13 protein-coding genes are annotated in these 16599 nt (G+C 49.9%); 10 read left to right on the forward strand and 3 right to left on the reverse strand.

The window, feature by feature from the left end; all coding sequences use genetic code 11:
• Positions 1-137: 137 nt before the first annotated feature.
• Positions 138-1343: an MFS transporter gene (locus TES5_RS07895; RefSeq protein WP_068561330.1), complete on the reverse strand. Its 1206-nt coding sequence runs from the start codon at positions 1341-1343 to the stop codon at positions 138-140.
• 265 nt (positions 1344-1608) lie between these two features.
• On the opposite strand from TES5_RS07895, the gene TES5_RS07900 reads away from it, so the two are divergent.
• From TES5_RS07900 to TES5_RS07945, 10 genes are all read left to right on the forward strand, one after another.
• Positions 1609-2760, forward strand: a complete 1152-nt coding sequence (locus TES5_RS07900; protein WP_068561331.1) for an RNA-guided endonuclease TnpB family protein — start codon at positions 1609-1611, stop codon at positions 2758-2760.
• 177 nt (positions 2761-2937) lie between these two features.
• Positions 2938-3489 carry an O-acetyl-ADP-ribose deacetylase gene (locus tag TES5_RS07905; protein ID WP_068561332.1) on the forward strand — a complete coding sequence of 184 codons (552 nt, stop codon included), beginning with the start codon at positions 2938-2940 and terminating at the stop codon, positions 3487-3489.
• A complete protein-coding gene (locus TES5_RS07910; protein WP_068561333.1) occupies positions 3489-3863 on the forward strand; it encodes a zinc ribbon domain-containing protein in 375 nt (124 codons plus the stop codon). Before TES5_RS07905 ends, TES5_RS07910 begins: the two co-directional genes overlap by 1 nt.
• Positions 3864-3979: 116 nt before the next feature.
• Positions 3980-4807 (forward strand): DUF975 family protein, encoded by an 828-nt coding sequence (locus TES5_RS07915; RefSeq protein ID WP_068561334.1) that lies wholly within the window; start codon positions 3980-3982, stop codon positions 4805-4807.
• 46 nt (positions 4808-4853) lie between these two features.
• Positions 4854-5603, forward strand: coding sequence for a beta/alpha barrel domain-containing protein (locus TES5_RS07920; protein ID WP_068561335.1), 750 nt, complete (start codon positions 4854-4856; stop codon positions 5601-5603).
• Positions 5604-5883: 280 nt separating this feature from the next.
• Positions 5884-6765 carry a KPN_02809 family neutral zinc metallopeptidase gene (locus tag TES5_RS07925; RefSeq protein ID WP_068561336.1) on the forward strand — a complete coding sequence of 294 codons (882 nt, stop codon included), beginning with the start codon at positions 5884-5886 and terminating at the stop codon, positions 6763-6765.
• 210 nt (positions 6766-6975) lie between these two features.
• Positions 6976-9234 carry a heavy metal translocating P-type ATPase gene (locus TES5_RS07930; protein ID WP_068561337.1) on the forward strand — a complete coding sequence of 753 codons (2259 nt, stop codon included), beginning with the start codon at positions 6976-6978 and terminating at the stop codon, positions 9232-9234.
• Positions 9235-9395: 161 nt separating this feature from the next.
• On the forward strand, positions 9396-10595 hold the full coding sequence (locus TES5_RS07935) for an iron-containing alcohol dehydrogenase (RefSeq protein WP_369813486.1): 1200 nt from the start codon (positions 9396-9398) through the stop codon (positions 10593-10595).
• A 165-nt stretch (positions 10596-10760) separates the two neighbouring features.
• Positions 10761-12761, forward strand: coding sequence for an HIRAN domain-containing protein (locus TES5_RS07940; RefSeq protein WP_068561338.1), 2001 nt, complete (start codon positions 10761-10763; stop codon positions 12759-12761).
• A 138-nt stretch (positions 12762-12899) separates the two neighbouring features.
• Positions 12900-13403, forward strand: a complete 504-nt coding sequence (locus tag TES5_RS07945; RefSeq protein ID WP_068561339.1) for an AbrB family transcriptional regulator — start codon at positions 12900-12902, stop codon at positions 13401-13403.
• Positions 13404-13752: 349 nt separating this feature from the next.
• Here the strand turns inward: TES5_RS07945 and TES5_RS07950 are convergent, their stop codons facing one another.
• Both TES5_RS07950 and uvrC read right to left on the reverse strand, forming a co-directional pair.
• Positions 13753-14604 carry a DegV family protein gene (locus TES5_RS07950; protein ID WP_068561340.1) on the reverse strand — a complete coding sequence of 284 codons (852 nt, stop codon included), beginning with the start codon at positions 14602-14604 and terminating at the stop codon, positions 13753-13755.
• Positions 14605-14743: 139 nt separating this feature from the next.
• Positions 14744-16528, reverse strand: a complete 1785-nt coding sequence (uvrC, locus tag TES5_RS07955; RefSeq protein WP_068561341.1) for an excinuclease ABC subunit UvrC — start codon at positions 16526-16528, stop codon at positions 14744-14746.
• Positions 16529-16599 lie beyond the last annotated feature (71 nt).

The following is a 16599-nucleotide window of genomic DNA, read 5'->3' on the forward strand; positions in this document are numbered from 1 at the left end:
TTCGAATCCTATTCAGTTTCCCCTCCAAAATCGTCTTGGCGGGGAAGTACAACCACACACGACACAAGATTCCCCGTCAAAACCAGTTTGACGGGGAATTCCGCCGCTAACCCTATCCCTTAGAATGCAGCATTGCATCAAGAATGGCTTGTGCCGTGGCGTTTCCCGCGTTGATAGAAGAGGAACATCAAAAAAGCGGAAAGCAAGGCGGTGGCGGAACCGAAGTAGAAAGGCACTTGGTTATTGAAAGTATCGTATAACCATCCGCCGATCAGACTGGCCGGCAATAGGGTCATTCCCAGGAGCGCATTGTATAGCCCCAACCCGGTGCCTTTTTTCTCCTTGCCGATGATGTCGGATACCAACGCTTTCTGGATGCCGTCCGTCGCCGCGCTGTAGAGGCCGTAAAAGGCGAAGAGGCCGACGATGGCGAAAGGGGTAGCCGCCTTGCCGAATCCAAAATAGATCAGCGCGAACATCAGATAGCCGCCGATGATGATGCGTTTACGTCCAATCTTATCGGACAGTTTCCCGAGCGGAACGGCGAAGGCGACGGAAACCGCATTGAACACCAGATACATGATCGGGATGAAGGCATCGCTGACGCCGACGTCGCTCGCTTTGATCAAAAGCAGGGCATCCGTTGAATTCCCCAGCGTGAAAAGGAAAACGATTGCCAGAAAAAGGTAGAAATCCTTGGGAAAATCCCGGAAGGATATTTTTCCTAGCCGTTCCGATTTGGTGCGTTTGGCTTCCTTCACAAAAAAGAGGATCGACAGCAGTCCCAAAAATCCCGGAATGGCCGCAAACAGGAAGACGCGTCGGTAATCGCCAGGAAAAGCGGCCAGTACAGCGAAGGCGGTCAGCGGCCCGACGATGGCTCCGCTGTTGTCCATCGCTTTATGGAAACCGAAATTCAGACCGGCGTTGTTGTTTTCTTCAGAAGAACCGGCCACAAGACTGTCCCGGGGAGCGGTGCGGATGCCTTTGCCGACGCGTTCGACAAAACGGATCGACAGGACCTGCAAGGGCGTCGTCACGAATGCGAACAGCGGGGAAAGGAGCGCGGTGATGCCGTAACCGATGATCATGAAAGGCTTGTTGCGGCCGATTTTGTCGCTCCACCAACCGGAGAGGGATTTCAGTACGGAAGCCGTGCTTTCGGCAATCCCCTCAATCAGCGAGATTTCCGTTTTGGAGGCACCCAGTGTCGTCAGGAATAAAGGCAGGATGCTGTAGACCATTTTTGTCGTCGTATCCGTCAGGAAACTGGTCAAGCCGACAAAGAAAACATTACTTTCGACGCCGAGGATCTGCTTCTTTTTTTTCTGATTATCCGCCATTTTGAAAACCTTCTTTCGGTTATTTCTTCAATTCCATTTAATTCCTTTTCCGCCCAAATGTCTAGCAGAGTGCCCGCTCCGGATGGGTCTGCCAAATGGATAATCAACCGGATTTTTGAGTTAGCGGGAAGGAAACACGGGCTTTCAAACCCGTGATGAATTCCCGCTGTTTTATCTTTTTTTCGCACTCCTCCTACTGCGTATTGTCTGCCCTTAAATGGTACAATGAACACAAAGATAGCAAGGAAAAAGGAGGTGAATCACAATGACATTGAAAGGGATAAAAGTTAAATTGTACCCGACCGTCGCTCAGCAAGAAGCCATCGAAAACAATTTTAGGTTGAACCGATTCCTTTGGAATCAACTGCTCGGGATGCAGCTTGCGCGCCATGAAAATGGCGGCTCTTTCGTCACCAAATTCGGCATGAATTATCTGATTAAGGTAATGAAAATCGAATTTCCGTTCCTGAAAGAAGCCGAAAGCACCAGTTTGCTTTACACATCCGCGGATCTTGCGGATAGTTATGACCGCTTCTTCAAGAAACAGAACGGTTTCCCAAAATTCAAGTCGCGTCGGCGACCCAAAAACAGCTATAAATCGAATTTTGTGAACGGCAATATCCAGGTCGTGGATAATCATTATCTGAAATTGCCGAAAGTGGGCTTGGTGAAAGCCAATGGCCTGCATCGCGTCAAAGACAAAATCAAGAGTGTGGTCATACACAAGAAGGCGGACGGCACCTTTGAAGCGACGCTGCAGGTTGCGTTTGAGGCAACAACTTTTGAATCAACAGGCAAATCCGTTGGGATTGATCTCGGCATTGCCGACCTGGCCATCCAATCGGATGGTTACAAACTGCCGAACAAACAATTCGAGCGTTCATTGGCGAAACAAAAACGGCAATGGGAACGGAAATTGGCCCGGCGCCGTCAACAGGCGCTTGTCAAAATCGAACAATCGAAAGCGCAAGAAATCGAACTGGAGCTTTCTGATTTCAAAAATGTCCAAAAAGCCAAGGAACAAGTGGCGCGTATCAACAAAAAGATTGCCAATCAACGCAACAACTATCTGCAACAATACACAACCAGCCTGGTCAAAAAATACGACCTGATCGTCCTGGAAGATTTGAAAACCAAGAATCTTCTGCAGAACCGTCAGCTGGCGCGTTCCATTGCCGATGCCGCCTGGGCGAAAATCAAGTCCATGCTGGCGTACAAATGCGAGTGGTACGGCAAGGAACTGGTATTGGTGAACCCCGCTTATACGAGCCAAACGTGTTCGCATTGCGGGGAAAACACCGGCAAGAAACCGCTGCGGATCCGCACATTCGATTGCCCGCATTGTCATACCACAGGTATTGACCGCGATGTGAATGCGGCCATCAATATCCTCAACAAAGCGCTTGCCCAGCGTTAAAGGCACAGGTCAGGAACTGGCCTCGGTTAATAGGAGAAACCGCTGTTGCGTTGGATTTTCAACGCGGCAAGTCTGCTCTGTTCCCAGAAGCTCGGTCATTTATGCCCGAGTAGTTCACGGTAAAGTGTACATATTGATATGTCCGGACTGAACACAGGTTATGAGGGAGGAATCGGAATGAAGGAATTGCAGGTCAGTCACACAACGTTGCATGTGCTCAAAGGAGACATCACCCACTGCGAAGTCGCTGCCATCGTCAATGCCGCCAATGAAAGCCTGCTCGGCGGAGGCGGAGTCGACGGCGCTATCCACCGTGCTGCCGGGCCGGAACTGTTGGCTGCCTGTAGCCTTTTGAACGGGTGCCGGACCGGTGAAGCGAAGCTCACACCCGGCTTCCGGCTCAAAGCGGCTCATGTGATTCATACGGTCGGTCCGATTTGGCGGGGCGGGACGCAAGGCGAAGCGGATTTGCTGGCTTCTTGCTACCGAAAATCATTGGAATTGGCCGACGCCAACGGAATCCGCACGCTTGCCTTTCCGGCGATCAGCACCGGTATTTACGGATATCCACTAAGCCAGGCAACCAAGATTGCTGTTGGAACCGTCAAGACCTACCTGGAAAATCATCCGCAAACGCTCATCACTGAAATCATTTTTGTCTGCTTTGACGATGCGACAGTGCGCGTCTATGAGCAGGCATTTGAAGATTTGGAAAGGAGAACTGACTGATGTTTTTATTTTTTGACGTATTGCCGTTCCGCAAACAGCTTGAATACAACCAGACGATCACGTGCAGCCGTTGCGGTCATTTTGGCCGCTACGAGGTCTATCTCGTGGGCAATCGTTTCCGCCTGTTTTTCATCCCGGTCATCACCTTCGGGAAAAAATACCTTGTCCGCACAACCTGTTGCGACACATGGTACCTGCTGGATCCGCTTGTAGGAAAAGCGATTGAACGGAAAGAAACGGTTTCGATCCGCGACAGCGATCTGCAGATGTATCAAACAGGTGAACCGCTTGAAAGCAGATGCCCCAACTGCGGTGCCTCTTATCCTCATGGCTCCAATTATTGTCCAAATTGCGGAGCGAAAGTGGAGGGATAGGAAAGCGGACACATCATCAAGTGAATAAATGAAAGACAATCATCTGAAAGCGTTACAAATTGTACAACTATGGTATAATGACACTATCGCAAATTGTAAGGGGTGGTCATAGTTATATGTTAACAAACAAAGAAATCAGATCAACAGCTAGAGAATATTTACGCGGCAATTATAAAATGGCGGTCGTCAACTTGATCCTTATCACAATCGCGAACAGCGTCATGCAATCGGTAGTCCGGACGCTGACGGGCGAAAGTGCTCTGAATATGCAGATGACGGGGGAAACCTTGCCGAATTGGGATTCCGTCTTTTCAATGCAATCCTCACCTTTCCAAACGACTTTGAATGTCGTCCTTTCGATCATCGTGGCGTTGATCATCGGCTCCATGCAGATGGGGAACGAATGGGGTTATCTGGATATGCTGGACGGTACACCGCTTTCGTCGGGCCATCTGCTCAAACCGTTTGAAAACCAGTTGTTCAAAACCCTCGGCGTTCTGGTGCTGCAGGCGGTTTATGTCATTCTCTGGTCCGTATTGCTGATCATACCGGGTATCATGAAGCTTTACGCTTTGGCATTATCGAATTTCATTTATTTCGATAATCCGGACATGAAAACGACGGATATACTGCGACAAAGCGAAGCTTTCATGAAAGGCAAAAAGATGAGACTTTTCCAATTGGATCTGACTTATTTTGTTGTCTACCTGATTCCTGTGGTATTGTTCTTTGGTGTCGGGATAGCTGCATTCAACATATATGCCGGAGCAGCAACGGCTGATTCCGATGCGTTACTGTACCAAGCGTTGTTGTTGGTAGGCTTGATGCTTGCTGCATTCGCCATTTTCGGCATCCTTACCTTCATCGTTGAGCCGAGAAGAAAAGCAGCGCGTGCGGTGTTCTATTCGGAAGTCCTGAAGGAAGAAAACCTAATCATTGGTTGATCAGCCAAGATCATTTCATAAAAATCAACAGTAAAGGAGCGAAAGAATGGAACCAAGAATCAAACGAGAAGCGCCAAGCATCACAACCGATTTGCGCAGTGATACAGTCCAAGTCCCAAGTGTGATCCGGAATTGTTCCGGAATCCGGATTTTTGGGAAACGCATCAAATCGTTGATCTTTACTACGGATATTGCGATTATTCTGAATAACGATGCGGATGCCGTCATCGCGGTTTATCCTTTTACCCCGCATCCGGCGGTCATCCAAAGCATAGCCAATGTCTCGACCATTCCGATCCTTTCCGGTGTCGGAGGCGGGACGACGCAAGGCAAACGCAGTGCCAACATTTCTTTGTTTTCGGAAGCGCAAGGATCCTTGGCTGTAGTCGTGAACGCGCCGACACCGATCGATACGATCAAACAGATTGAAGAAGCTGTGGATATTCCGATCGTCTGCACCATCGTGACGGAATACATGGATATCCAGGAGCGTTTGGATGCTGGTGTTGACATCCTGAACGTCAGCGGTGGAAAAGACACAGCCTATATCGTAAGCCGCATCCGCGAAAAGTATCCGGATGTTCCGATTATCGCAACCGGAGGACCTACAGATGAGACGATATTGGCTGCAATCAATGCCGGCGCCAATGCCATCAGCTGGACGCCGCCCTCTAATGGTGAATTGTTCCGCCGCAAGATGGATAAATACCGCGACAAAGAGCGCGAAAAATTTATGCAGGAACATCAGGGCATGACGATCGAAGAAGTCGAAGATTTGGAAGAGCACAGAGATTAATCTATCGAAAAAACGCACAAGCAGCGGCCGGGACTGTCCCGGCCACTGTTTGTGCGTTTTTTTAGGTACAGTAAGGCTTCTGAGGATTCAGGTGCGACAACTGATCAATGGATGCGAATCAGGGTGGACCTTTTTCAGGTGTATTTTTTTTAAATTACCCGTCGATACTATATAATAAGAGTATGAAATGAAATCGATTTTCGGATTGTGGCAGCAGTCTGGGGTGGGTTGGCAGAACCAGAGCCTGCGATGCGAAAAATAGAATATTGGAGGTATTCGTATGAAATGGAAGGGTGGAAGAAGAAGTTCCAACGTGGAAGATCGACGCGGCAGTGGCGGCTTTTCAACGGGTGGCGGCGGACTGGGCATGAGTGGCATGGCCGGCGGCGGAATTTTTGGGATTATCATCATGATCATCATTGCCCTGTTCGGAGGGGGGGACCTGTTTGGCGGTGGCGGCAGCACGCCGACTGAAACGCCACAGACTGGCATCACTGAAACGAGCAACAAGACTGAGGACGAGATGGCTGAATTTGTATCCGTCGTATTGGCTTATACAGAAGATGCCTGGACACAAGAATTTGCCAACAACAATATGGAATATGTCGAACCGACACTGGTGCTCTTCAGCGGACAGGTGCAGTCAGCCTGCGGAGTAGCCGGTTCTCAAGTCGGACCGTTCTATTGTCCGGCCGATCAAAAATTATATATCGATTTGAGTTTCTATGATCAGCTTTCGCAAGAGTACGGCGCGTCCGGCGACTTTGCGATGGCCTATGTCGTCGCCCATGAAGTCGGACACCATGTCCAGAACTTGCTGGGCATCATGGATCAGGTGCAAGGCTACCGTGGACAAGTCAGCGAAACGGAATACAACGAGTTGAATGTGCGTTTGGAACTGCAGGCCGATTACTTGGCTGGGGTCTGGGCGAATTATGTCCAGGAGCAAGGTGTCTTGGAGGCGGGCGACTTCGAGGAAGCCTTAACAGCAGCCCATGCTGTAGGGGATGATACCTTGCAGAAGCAATACCAAGGCTATGTCGTACCCGACAGCTTTACGCACGGCACTTCCGAGCAACGGATGCGCTGGTTCACGAAAGGCTTTGAGACCGGTGATCTGAGTGGCGGAGATACATTCAACATTGGATATGACGAACTGTAATTTTGAATAGATTTCGATAGGCCTGTCGCTTTGCGGCAGGCTTTTTAGCATCCAACTGGGCAACAGCAACCCGCTTGCTGATCCGATTGACACAGGCAATCTATAGGATTATAATATGGATAACACATGAATGAGCACTCATATGTAATGCGGAATCATTCCGTTTTTGAATATATAATTAAGAATGATTAGGGCTAAGGAGGGATACAGATGTCTGAGAAAGTGAAGCAGATTGAATGGTATTTGGACGAATTGGACTGCGCCAATTGCGCAAGCAAAGTTGAGACCGGCATCGCGAAAATAGAAGGGATCCTGGAAAGCAATGTGAATTTCATGGCGAAGACATTGCGCATCGTAATCGCAGAGGATCAAGAGGCTGAAATTTTGCCGAAAGTGAAACAAAAGCTCAGTGTAATGGAGCCGGATATCCATCCGACTCTGAAAAAAAGCGGTGAACCGATCGGCTTAAATGGTCTGCCGCTAGTTGCGGCCCAAACGGCTGATGCAAAATATGCAGAAAATGTTCGCGACGATCGTGGCCCGACTTCCGATGATGCTGAAGTGCATAGCCATGGACATAGCCATGGACATAGCCATGGACATAGTCATGCGCATGGTGAAGGGGATAAGGCTGAAATCCGGAAAGCCGTTATCCGATTGATCGTCGGATTTGGGATCCTGCTGGCGGCAATTTTTGCACCCGTCAGCGGAACGGTTTCGTTGGCATTGTTTGTGACCGCGTACTTGGTTGCAGGCTACGACATCGTTTGGAGCGCGCTCCTGAACATCAAGCACGGCCAATTATTCGATGAGAACTTCCTGATGACGATCGCCACGCTGAGCGCTTTCTATATCCAGGAGTATCCGGAAGCGGTGGCTGTCATGCTTTTCTATCAACTGGGCGAACTGTTCCAGGATATCGCTGTCGACAAATCCCGCCGTTCGATCGCTGAACTGATGGATATCCGGCCTGATTACGCAAATGTGAAAACAGAATCCGGTATTGAAAAAGTCGCACCGGAAACCGTTAAAATCGGCGACATCATCCTGATCAAGCCGGGAGAAAAAGTACCATTGGACGGAAAAATTGTGAGCGGAACCTCGGCTGTGGACACCTCGGCATTGACCGGAGAGTCTGTTCCACGGGCTGTGAAAGCTTGTGATAGCATTTTGAGCGGTTTTATCAACAAAAACGGCGTCATCGAAGTCGCAGTCGAAAAGCCGTTTGCTGAGTCCACAGTCGTCAAGATTTTGGATTTGGTGCAGAACGCCAGCGGCCGAAAAGCGCCGACGGAAAACTTCATCACCAAATTCGCCCGCTACTACACACCGGTTGTTGTTATCGCAGCCGTTTTGTTGGCAGTGCTGCCGCCGCTTTTGTTACCGGGTGAAAGCTTCCAGGAATGGCTTTACCGGGCCAGCATCTTCCTGGTCATCTCCTGTCCATGCGCCTTGGTCGTTTCGATTCCGGTTGGCTTCTTCGGCGGCATCGGTTCAGCCTCGCGCAAAGGCATCCTCGTCAAAGGGAGCAACTTTCTGGAAGGCCTGAATGCGGTCAAAACGGTCGTGATGTACAAGACCGGAACGTTAACGGAAGGCAAGTTCGCCGTAACCCGGATCGAAAGCGCCGGTGATCTGACGGAGAATCGTTTACTGGAATTGACAGCCTATGCGGAAATGCATTCCAGCCACCCGATTGCTGATTCGATCAAGGAAGCTTACGGGAAAACGATAGCTGAAGAGAAGATTACTTCCACAAATGATATACCTGGTCACGGTCTGCAGGTCGTCGTTGATGGGCAAGAAATCCTTGTCGGCAATGTTAAAATGATGGAGAAATTCGGTATTGCACATGCGGCGACTCATGAAACCGGTACGGTTGTGCATATCGCTGTGGATAAACAATATGCGGGATACATCCTGATCGCTGATGCCATCAAAGCTGATGCGAAGGCCGCAATCTCCGGATTGAAAGCCAGAGGAATCCGCACGATCATGCTGACTGGAGATTCCCGCTCGGTAGGCGAAGCGGTCGCCGAAGAACTCGGCATTGATGAAGTCCATGCGGAATTGCTTCCGCAGGATAAAGTGACGAAGCTGGAGGAAGTGTTGGCACGCAAACGAAAAGGCGAAAAAGTCATCTTCGTGGGCGACGGTATCAACGATACGCCGGTACTGGCGCGTTCCGACATCGGGATGGCGATGGGTGGATTGGGATCCGACGCAGCCATCGAAGCGGCGGATATCGTCATCATGGATGACAAGCCATCCAAGATTTTGACGGCAATAGCCGTGGCTGAGGAAACACGTAAAATTGTTTGGCAGAACATTATTTTTGCAATGGCAGTGAAAGGTTTGTTTCTGATTCTGGGTGCTTTCGGCGTCGCCACGATGTGGGAAGCCGTCTTCGCGGATGTCGGCGTGACCGTTTTGGCCGTGTTGAACAGCATCCGGATCCTGAAGAAATAATCGTTCGTATTTGGGGGCCGCCAGCGGCCCCTATTTGTCTGCTCCGGAGTTCCCGCAAATCGGCCGCCTACGCTAGCTTCAGCATCGGCCGGAGCGTCCCAAACGGATTATCCACATAGCTGTGCTACAATGAAAAAAGAATAAAAAACGAAAAGTGAGTGATGAGATTGGAAAAAGGAATACGTAATTTTGAGTTTCAAAATCCTACAAAGATTGTTTTCGGCAAGGACCAGATCAAACGCATCGGGGATTTGATCCCGCAGGATGCGAAAGTATTGATTTTGTACGGCGGCGGCAGCGTCAAAAAATTCGGCACCTTCGATCGCGTAGTCGAAGCTTTGGGCAACCGCGAGTGGGCTGAATTCGGCGGCATCGAGGCGAATCCGACCTACGAAACGCTGATACAGGCAGTCGACAAAATTAAAGCGGAAGGCTATGACTACTTGTTGGCAGTCGGCGGCGGCAGCGTTATCGACGGTGTGAAATTCGTTGCGGCAGGTGCGGTGTTCGATGGCAATCCTATTGATATGTTCGGCAGCGGCGTAGGTAAGGGATTGCCAGTCACAAAAGCACTGCCTTTCGGGACTGTATTGACGTTGCCGGCTACGGCATCGGAAATGAACAACAATTCTGTTGTCACTTTTGTGGAAAAGCAAGCGAAAATCAGTTTCGCCAGCCCACATACTTATCCACAATTCTCGATCCTGGAACCGGAAGCGACCTACACGTTACCCAAACGCCAGCTGGCGAACGGTGTCATCGATTCCTTCATCCATGTGATGGAAGCCTATCTGACTTATCCAATCAATGCAAGGGTTCAGGACCGTTGGGCGGAAGGGTTACTGCAGACGTTGATCGAAATCGGCCCGGACGTAGTCGATGAGGACAACCACGACTATGCGATCCGCGCCAACTTCATGTGGACGGCCACGAATGCGCTCAATCGCTTCATTTCCCCAGGTGTTCCGCAAGATTGGTCTACGCACGCTTTGGGACATGAGATGACGTTGGCGTTCGGGATTGACCATGCGCGCACGCTAGCGATTGTGCTTCCGGCGATGATGAAGGTACGCAAGCAGCAGAAGTGGGAAAAATTGCTTCAGTACGCGGAACGGGTGTGGGATATCCGCAGCGATTCCGATCTGACAAGCGATGAAGAAAAAATCGATCTGGCGATCAAAAAGACCGAAGACTTTTTTGTAAGCCTTGGCGCGCCGATCCGTTTCTCTGATGTTGAGCTGGGTGAGAGCGACATTCCCGGTCTTGTGGAAGCACTCGTCCGCCACGAAAAAGAGAATATTTCCGAGCGTGGGGACTTCACAAGTGAAGATGCAAGAGCCGTATATACAGCTGCGCTTTAAAATTATATTTATCCTGTATCAAACTCCCTTTAACCGGGGAGTTTTTTTGTGCATTTTGCTTCTGTTAATTTAACAATTTTAAAAACTAACATAGTGACACTCTGTAATATATGGTAAGATTAAAGAAATAGAGTATCGGAGTGAACAGGAAAGAAGGGTTGCCATTTGGAAAATAACCAGAGCATTTTCGAGACAATCTGCCGGCTGCGTGAAGAAGAGCCCGGTCTGCCTTATCGATTCCAGGATGAGCGGATGGCTGGGCAAAAAGATGTACTGTACGTCCTTGCATCCGAAGGGATTCCTTTTTGGCGCAAAGAGGATTTGGCGAAGGAATGCTGCGGCATCCTGAAAGACCTTGTCAATAAAGAAGACACCATATTGACAGATCCTGTCCTGCGTCATTTTCTGGAGCATTATCCAATCTGCAGTTACTTCATTGAATTGCGCGAAAGAGTACGGATTACTTTGGAAGCGGAAACAAGTTCGCGGGAGCGGTTGTTCCACCTCGGCATGCGCCTGGCCCGTAGCGGCACCGATCCGGAACAGGTGAAGTTGGGCATCATTCTTTTGGGCTTCTTTCCATATGATACAACCAAGCAGATTATGCGCGTCTTGGGTTATCACAGTGAGTACACCCTTTACGTGCTCGAGAGCATCCAATACGTTTTTCCCATGCAGAACAATTTCATTTTCGAATTGGCTAAGCACACAGTCGGTTACGGGAAGCTAGCAGCCATGTTCTTGCTGAAGCCAGTCAGATGGGAGCAGCAGCATTGGATGATGCACGAAGGTATCAAGAGCGATTTCCTCGCCAACATCTATACCAATCTCTGCATCCAGAAAACCGATATGCGCGCCTATTTCAAAAAGACGGAAATCACGGCCGCCAATTTCACGGATTTCGCCTACCTCATCTGTTATGCCGACTACAACAATGATAGTTTGACCATCGATGCCCAACTTGATTTCCTATATAAGTTCATCGAAAAGCGTGATTTTGCGAAAAACTTCATCGATCTTGGCGCGCTCGTCAGCATCTGGTATCAAGTCGTCGACTTTTGGCAACAGGATTACGACTTCATCAGTCAAAACGAGACGAAGTACCGCCGCACCAAAACCATGTGGGATACCCGCATCGCCCGTTACGAAAAGTTGGTGCATAAAGTGGAGAGTTTCCTTCATCAACCAAAATGGCGCCATATCGTCTACCAGGAAATTTCCGCTCCGAACGAATCGGATAACCTGATCATGAAGGTACTCGTCTATCTGAATATGCATCCCGATTTTCCGGCTTTCATGGAAGTGTTGAGCCGGCAACCGTTGGGATTCAACATGCTTGATTTCTTTCTGAAAATCAATCCCGAATTCTATTTCGACGATGTCTGCGAATACTTAGAAGCGATCCTGAATCCGGATATTTACGCGCTTCCCTTAGAGATCGAAGAACCGGAAAATCCGAGCGTTACGGATCTGATGCGCGCCGACGAATGGTTGCTGCGCCTATTCGAAGTGATGAGCGAGAAACGCAAATACAATGAAGTCTGGTGTATCCGCGGTATCCATTACCGCCATGCCGGTGTACGCAAAAAAGCGGTCCAAGTATTGCTGCAGAACCGAAAAAAATGGTCTGACCAGGTGGAACGCGAACTACAGATTGCACTTGAGAAGGAGCCGAACAGCAATCTGAAGAGGCAAATCAACAGACTGCTGCAACCTGAAAATCAGAAAGACAAAAAGGAAAGCCGATATCTGAAGTCGAAGCAGCCGCCATTGAGCTATGCCCATACGGATAAGGAATTGGTGCATACCTACATCGCCGGCACGCAGTTTCATGAACTGAGCGGCGTCGCTGATTTCCTGAAACCGGGAGACCTGCTGCAACTCGTCCGCGAGACCGATAATGCTTATGATGCGAATGCCATCGCCGTTGCGACGCAAGCCGGCTACATGTTGGGTTACGTGCCACGATCAGAGAATGCTGTTCTGGCGAATCTGATCGATGCCGAGGAGCGTCTTTACGCAATCCTTGAATCACCGACAGTTGAGATGGAACGGCCGAAAATCACGATTGTCCTGAAACGTACTTTTTTCCAAGCGCAACCGAACGGGGAAGGCCAAGGCATCATCCTGCCGTTCCCACCACCCAAGAAAAAGAAATACGAATAAGAAAAAGAAAAGCGGAACGAAGAGGAACACCGAAAGAACAGGGTGTTCCTCTTTTTGCGCGGAAATGAACTTGACTATTTCGCGGGAAAGTCGAAAATGGGAAGAGAGCATTAAATTGACAGAAGGGGGAGCAAATATATGAATTTTGGGAAACTGTTGGGGACTTTGATTGTGGCATTCATCGGAGGCTGGGCTGGGATCCGTTTCCGCGTGCCGGCCGGAGGGATGATCGGTTCGCTGATCGCAGTCGCCATCTACAATTATTTTTCGCAGATGGGCTATATGCCGGCCAATCTGAAGATCATCGGTCAGATCATCATCGGCGGGACCATCGGCATGAACTTCACGAAAAGCAGCTTGGCCGAAATGAAACAGGTGTTTTTCCCTGCCGTTACTTCCGTACTGATTTTGTTGACGGTCGGAGTGATTGCGGGCTACATCCTGCACAAAGTGGCTGGAATCGATCTGATCACGGCCTTGCTTGGGACTTCACCGGGCGGATTGACGGATATGACCATCCTGGCGGCGGCTTTTGAGGCGGACACGATCGTCGTCTCCTCCATCCATCTCGTCCGGCTATTCTCTGTCATACTGTTGATGCCGATCTTTGTCCGATTCATCAGCACGTACATAAATAAATAAAAGTGGCCGTTTCGAAGAATCGGACAAGCGCAACAAAAAAGCGACGCCGTTTGTCCGATAACCGTGAAGAATCGGACAACTACACGCCAATTGGATCATTGTTTGTCCGATAACCGGAAAGAATCCGACAACCAAATGCCGACTGGACCACTGCTTGTCCGATAAGCGCGAAGAATCGGACAACTACACGCCAATTGGATCATTGTTTGTCCGATAACCGGAAAGAATCGGACAACCAAATGCCGACTGGCTCATTGCTTGTCCGATAAGCGCGAAGAATCGGACAACCGCAACAAAAAAGCGACTGTCTCCAAGAGACGGCCGCTTTTTTTGACTGAAGCAACTATTGTTATTCGTATTTCTTCAGGAAGAACAATCCCAGCGTACCCAGACCGGTATGTGAGCTGATTGTGGAACCGATTGTGTTCACATAGATGCGGCGCGGATGGAAATGCTCTTCGATGTATTGACGCATTTCCTCTATTGCTTCAGCATCGTCGCTATGGCAAAGAAAGACGTTCTGTTCCTGGATCATATCCGCTTCATCGTGCAAGCGTTCGTACATCCGATTCATGACTTTTTTGCGTCCGCGTAGTTTTTCGACGGGAACCAATTCACCGTTGATGACTTCCAATAAAGGTTGGATATTCAGCAATCCTCCAAAAAAGGCGCTGGACTTCGAAAGCCGCCCGCCATCAGCAAGGTAGTTCAGATCCTTGACGGTGAAAAGGGATACGACATTGGCAGCCGTGAAACGGACACGTGATTCGATCTCATCCAAAGTAAAACCTGCTTCGCGCATTTCGATTGCTTCGACGACCGACAAGCCTTCACCGGCAGAAGCGCTCATGGAGTCGACCAACCTCAGATCAAAGTCCGGGAACTCCTCTTTCAGTTGCTGATAAGCCAAGTTGGCTGCTTGGTAGGTGCCGGAAAGTTTAGCCGAAAGGGAGATGTAGATGCCTGATTCGCCGGCTTCGGCCGCTTTCCGGAAACCGGAAAGGAATTTTTCCAAGGACACTTGACTCGTTTTCGGGTGGCCGCCGCGTCCAATCATTTCATAGACTTTGTCGGCTTGTATTTCGATCATATCTTCGTATTCGCCTGTATCCAGCAGAGTGGTCAACGGGAAGACTTCCACATCATTTTCCTGCAGATAAGCATAAGCCAGATCACAAGCACTATCGGTAAATATTTTCATCAGTAACGCCTCCTCTAGCGCGAGTTTCATCACGGGATATTCCGTGGACTACTCTACATTATAACATGTTTCATCCGTTTGGAAAATGTCAGCGCTACGACTTCGTGAAGCGGACTGGAGCCGCTGCAAAAACAAAGGCTCAACCATTCTCTTCGCCCAGTTCCTCTTTGATCAGCAGCGCCGTCTTTTCCGGAATACCCAACGCTTTGATGTCTTCATAGCTGGCTTCGCGGATGCTCTTCATCGTTTTGAAATGCTTCAGGATCTTCGTGCGGGTTTTCGGTCCGACACCTTCAATCTGGTCCAATTGCGAAGCGATGCTGTTCTTGGCGCGCACTTGGCGATGGAAAGTGATCGCGAAGCGGTGGACCTCTTCTTGGATCCGCTGCACGAGATGGAAAGCCTGACTGTTCGGATTGAGTTCAACGATTTCATCCTTCTCGCCGAAGATGAGCGAAGAAGTCTTGTGCTTCGTGTCCTTGACCATGCCCGCTATCGGGATGTCCAATCCGAGCTCATCCTCCAGCACTTCCTTGGCGGCATGCACCTGGACTTTGCCGCCGTCCATCAGGATCAGATCCGGCATGGCGCGGCCTTCGCGCAGCAAACGGCTATAGCGGCGGCGGATGACTTCCTGCGTCGTCGCGAATTCATTGCTGCCTTCGACCGTCTTGATTTTGTATTTCCGGTAGTTTTTGCGTTCAGGTTTGCCGTCCCGGTAGACGACCATCGCCGAGACCGGATTGGTTCCCTGGATGTTCGAATGGTCGAACGACTCGATAACCTCCAGATATTCGATGCCGAGCGCCTCGGAAAGTTCCTGAATGGCGCCGACCGTCTTGTGGGTGTCGCGTTCGATCAGCATGAACTTCTCAGTCAGCGCCAGTTCGCTGTTCGTGATCGCCAGTTCAAGGATACTGCGCTTGCTGCCGCGGACAGGGGTGTGCACTTTTGTTCCCAGCGCTTCCTGCAGCAATTCCGTGTCGACGCCTTTCGGTACGAGGACTTCCTGCGGCAAAATATGGTTGGGATCCTGATAGAACTGCATGATGAAGGAAGCCAGCTCTTCTTCAGGCGTGTCGTAGCAAGGGAAGAGGGCGGCTTCGCGTTTGATGATCGAGGATTGGCGCAGCAGGAAAACCTGGATCGACAGCCAGCCTTTGTCCATATGGAAGGCGAAGACGTCGCGGTTCGTGTAGTCGCGGGACATGACCGTCTGTTTCTCGACAGTCGCCTCGATGTAGCTGATCTGGTCGCGGTAATCGGCAGCCTGTTCGAAATTCAGACTGTCGGCGGCACGGTGCATTTTTTCGCGCAGATCCTTTTTGATTTCCTTGACATCGCCGTTCAGGAATGCGGCGATGCGTTTGATCTGGGCATTGTATTCCTCTTTTGACACCTCGTGGTCGCAGCAGCCGATGCATTGGCCCATATGGTAATACAGGCAGGCGCGTTTGGAATTCTTGGCGCACTTGCGCAGCGGATAGATCTTCTGGATGAATTCCTGCGTTTCGGTCGCAGCGTAGACGTGCGGATAGGGACCAAAGTAGATACCGCCGTCATCCTCGACCGTCGAAGTGATGAGAAGCTGCGGATCTTTTTCGTTCGTGACCTTCAGATAAGGATACATCGTCCCTTGCTTCAGCTTGATATTGTATTTGGGCTGGTAACGCTTGATCAGGTTGATCTCCAGCAGCAGCGATTCCTTGTTCGTTTTGGTTACGATCGTTTCGAAACGGTCAATGTCCGCGACCAGCAGCTGCGTCTTACCTTCATGCTTGCTGTGGAAGTACGATTTTACGCGGTTCTTCAGATTTTTGGCCTTGCCGATGTAGATGATTTCGTCATCCTTGTCCCGCATGATGTAGCAGCCGGGCAAGTCGGGCAGCAGCGCTAATTTTTGGTTGATTTCTTCTCTGCTCATCCGTTTCAATCCTTTTACTTTTCGTTGAGAATAGTATACCATGAATGGAAACATACGTTCAGTCGTTTGAT

Source organism: Trichococcus sp. ES5 (genome assembly GCF_900067165.1).
GTDB lineage: Bacteria > Bacillota > Bacilli > Lactobacillales > Aerococcaceae > Trichococcus > Trichococcus flocculiformis.

Bases quoted from the DNA above. Each gene is read 5' to 3' on its own strand.
- TES5_RS07915 (WP_068561334.1), top strand. From the start codon at position 3,980: ATGTTAACAAACAAAGAAATCAGATCAACAGCTAGAGAATATTTACGC.
- TES5_RS07935 (WP_369813486.1), top strand. From the start codon at position 9,396: ATGAGATTGGAAAAAGGAATACGTAATTTTGAGTTTCAAAATCCTACA.
- TES5_RS07895 (WP_068561330.1), bottom strand. From the start codon at position 1,343: ATGGCGGATAATCAGAAAAAAAAGAAGCAGATCCTCGGCGTCGAAAGT.
- TES5_RS07930 (WP_068561337.1), top strand. From the start codon at position 6,976: ATGTCTGAGAAAGTGAAGCAGATTGAATGGTATTTGGACGAATTGGAC.
- TES5_RS07925 (WP_068561336.1), top strand. From the start codon at position 5,884: ATGAAATGGAAGGGTGGAAGAAGAAGTTCCAACGTGGAAGATCGACGC.
- TES5_RS07920 (WP_068561335.1), top strand. From the start codon at position 4,854: ATGGAACCAAGAATCAAACGAGAAGCGCCAAGCATCACAACCGATTTG.
- TES5_RS07910 (WP_068561333.1), top strand. From the start codon at position 3,489: ATGTTTTTATTTTTTGACGTATTGCCGTTCCGCAAACAGCTTGAATAC.
- TES5_RS07950 (WP_068561340.1), bottom strand. From the start codon at position 14,604: ATGAAAATATTTACCGATAGTGCTTGTGATCTGGCTTATGCTTATCTG.
- TES5_RS07905 (WP_068561332.1), top strand. From the start codon at position 2,938: ATGAAGGAATTGCAGGTCAGTCACACAACGTTGCATGTGCTCAAAGGA.
- uvrC (WP_068561341.1), bottom strand. From the start codon at position 16,528: ATGAGCAGAGAAGAAATCAACCAAAAATTAGCGCTGCTGCCCGACTTG.
- TES5_RS07945 (WP_068561339.1), top strand. From the start codon at position 12,900: ATGAATTTTGGGAAACTGTTGGGGACTTTGATTGTGGCATTCATCGGA.
- TES5_RS07900 (WP_068561331.1), top strand. From the start codon at position 1,609: ATGACATTGAAAGGGATAAAAGTTAAATTGTACCCGACCGTCGCTCAG.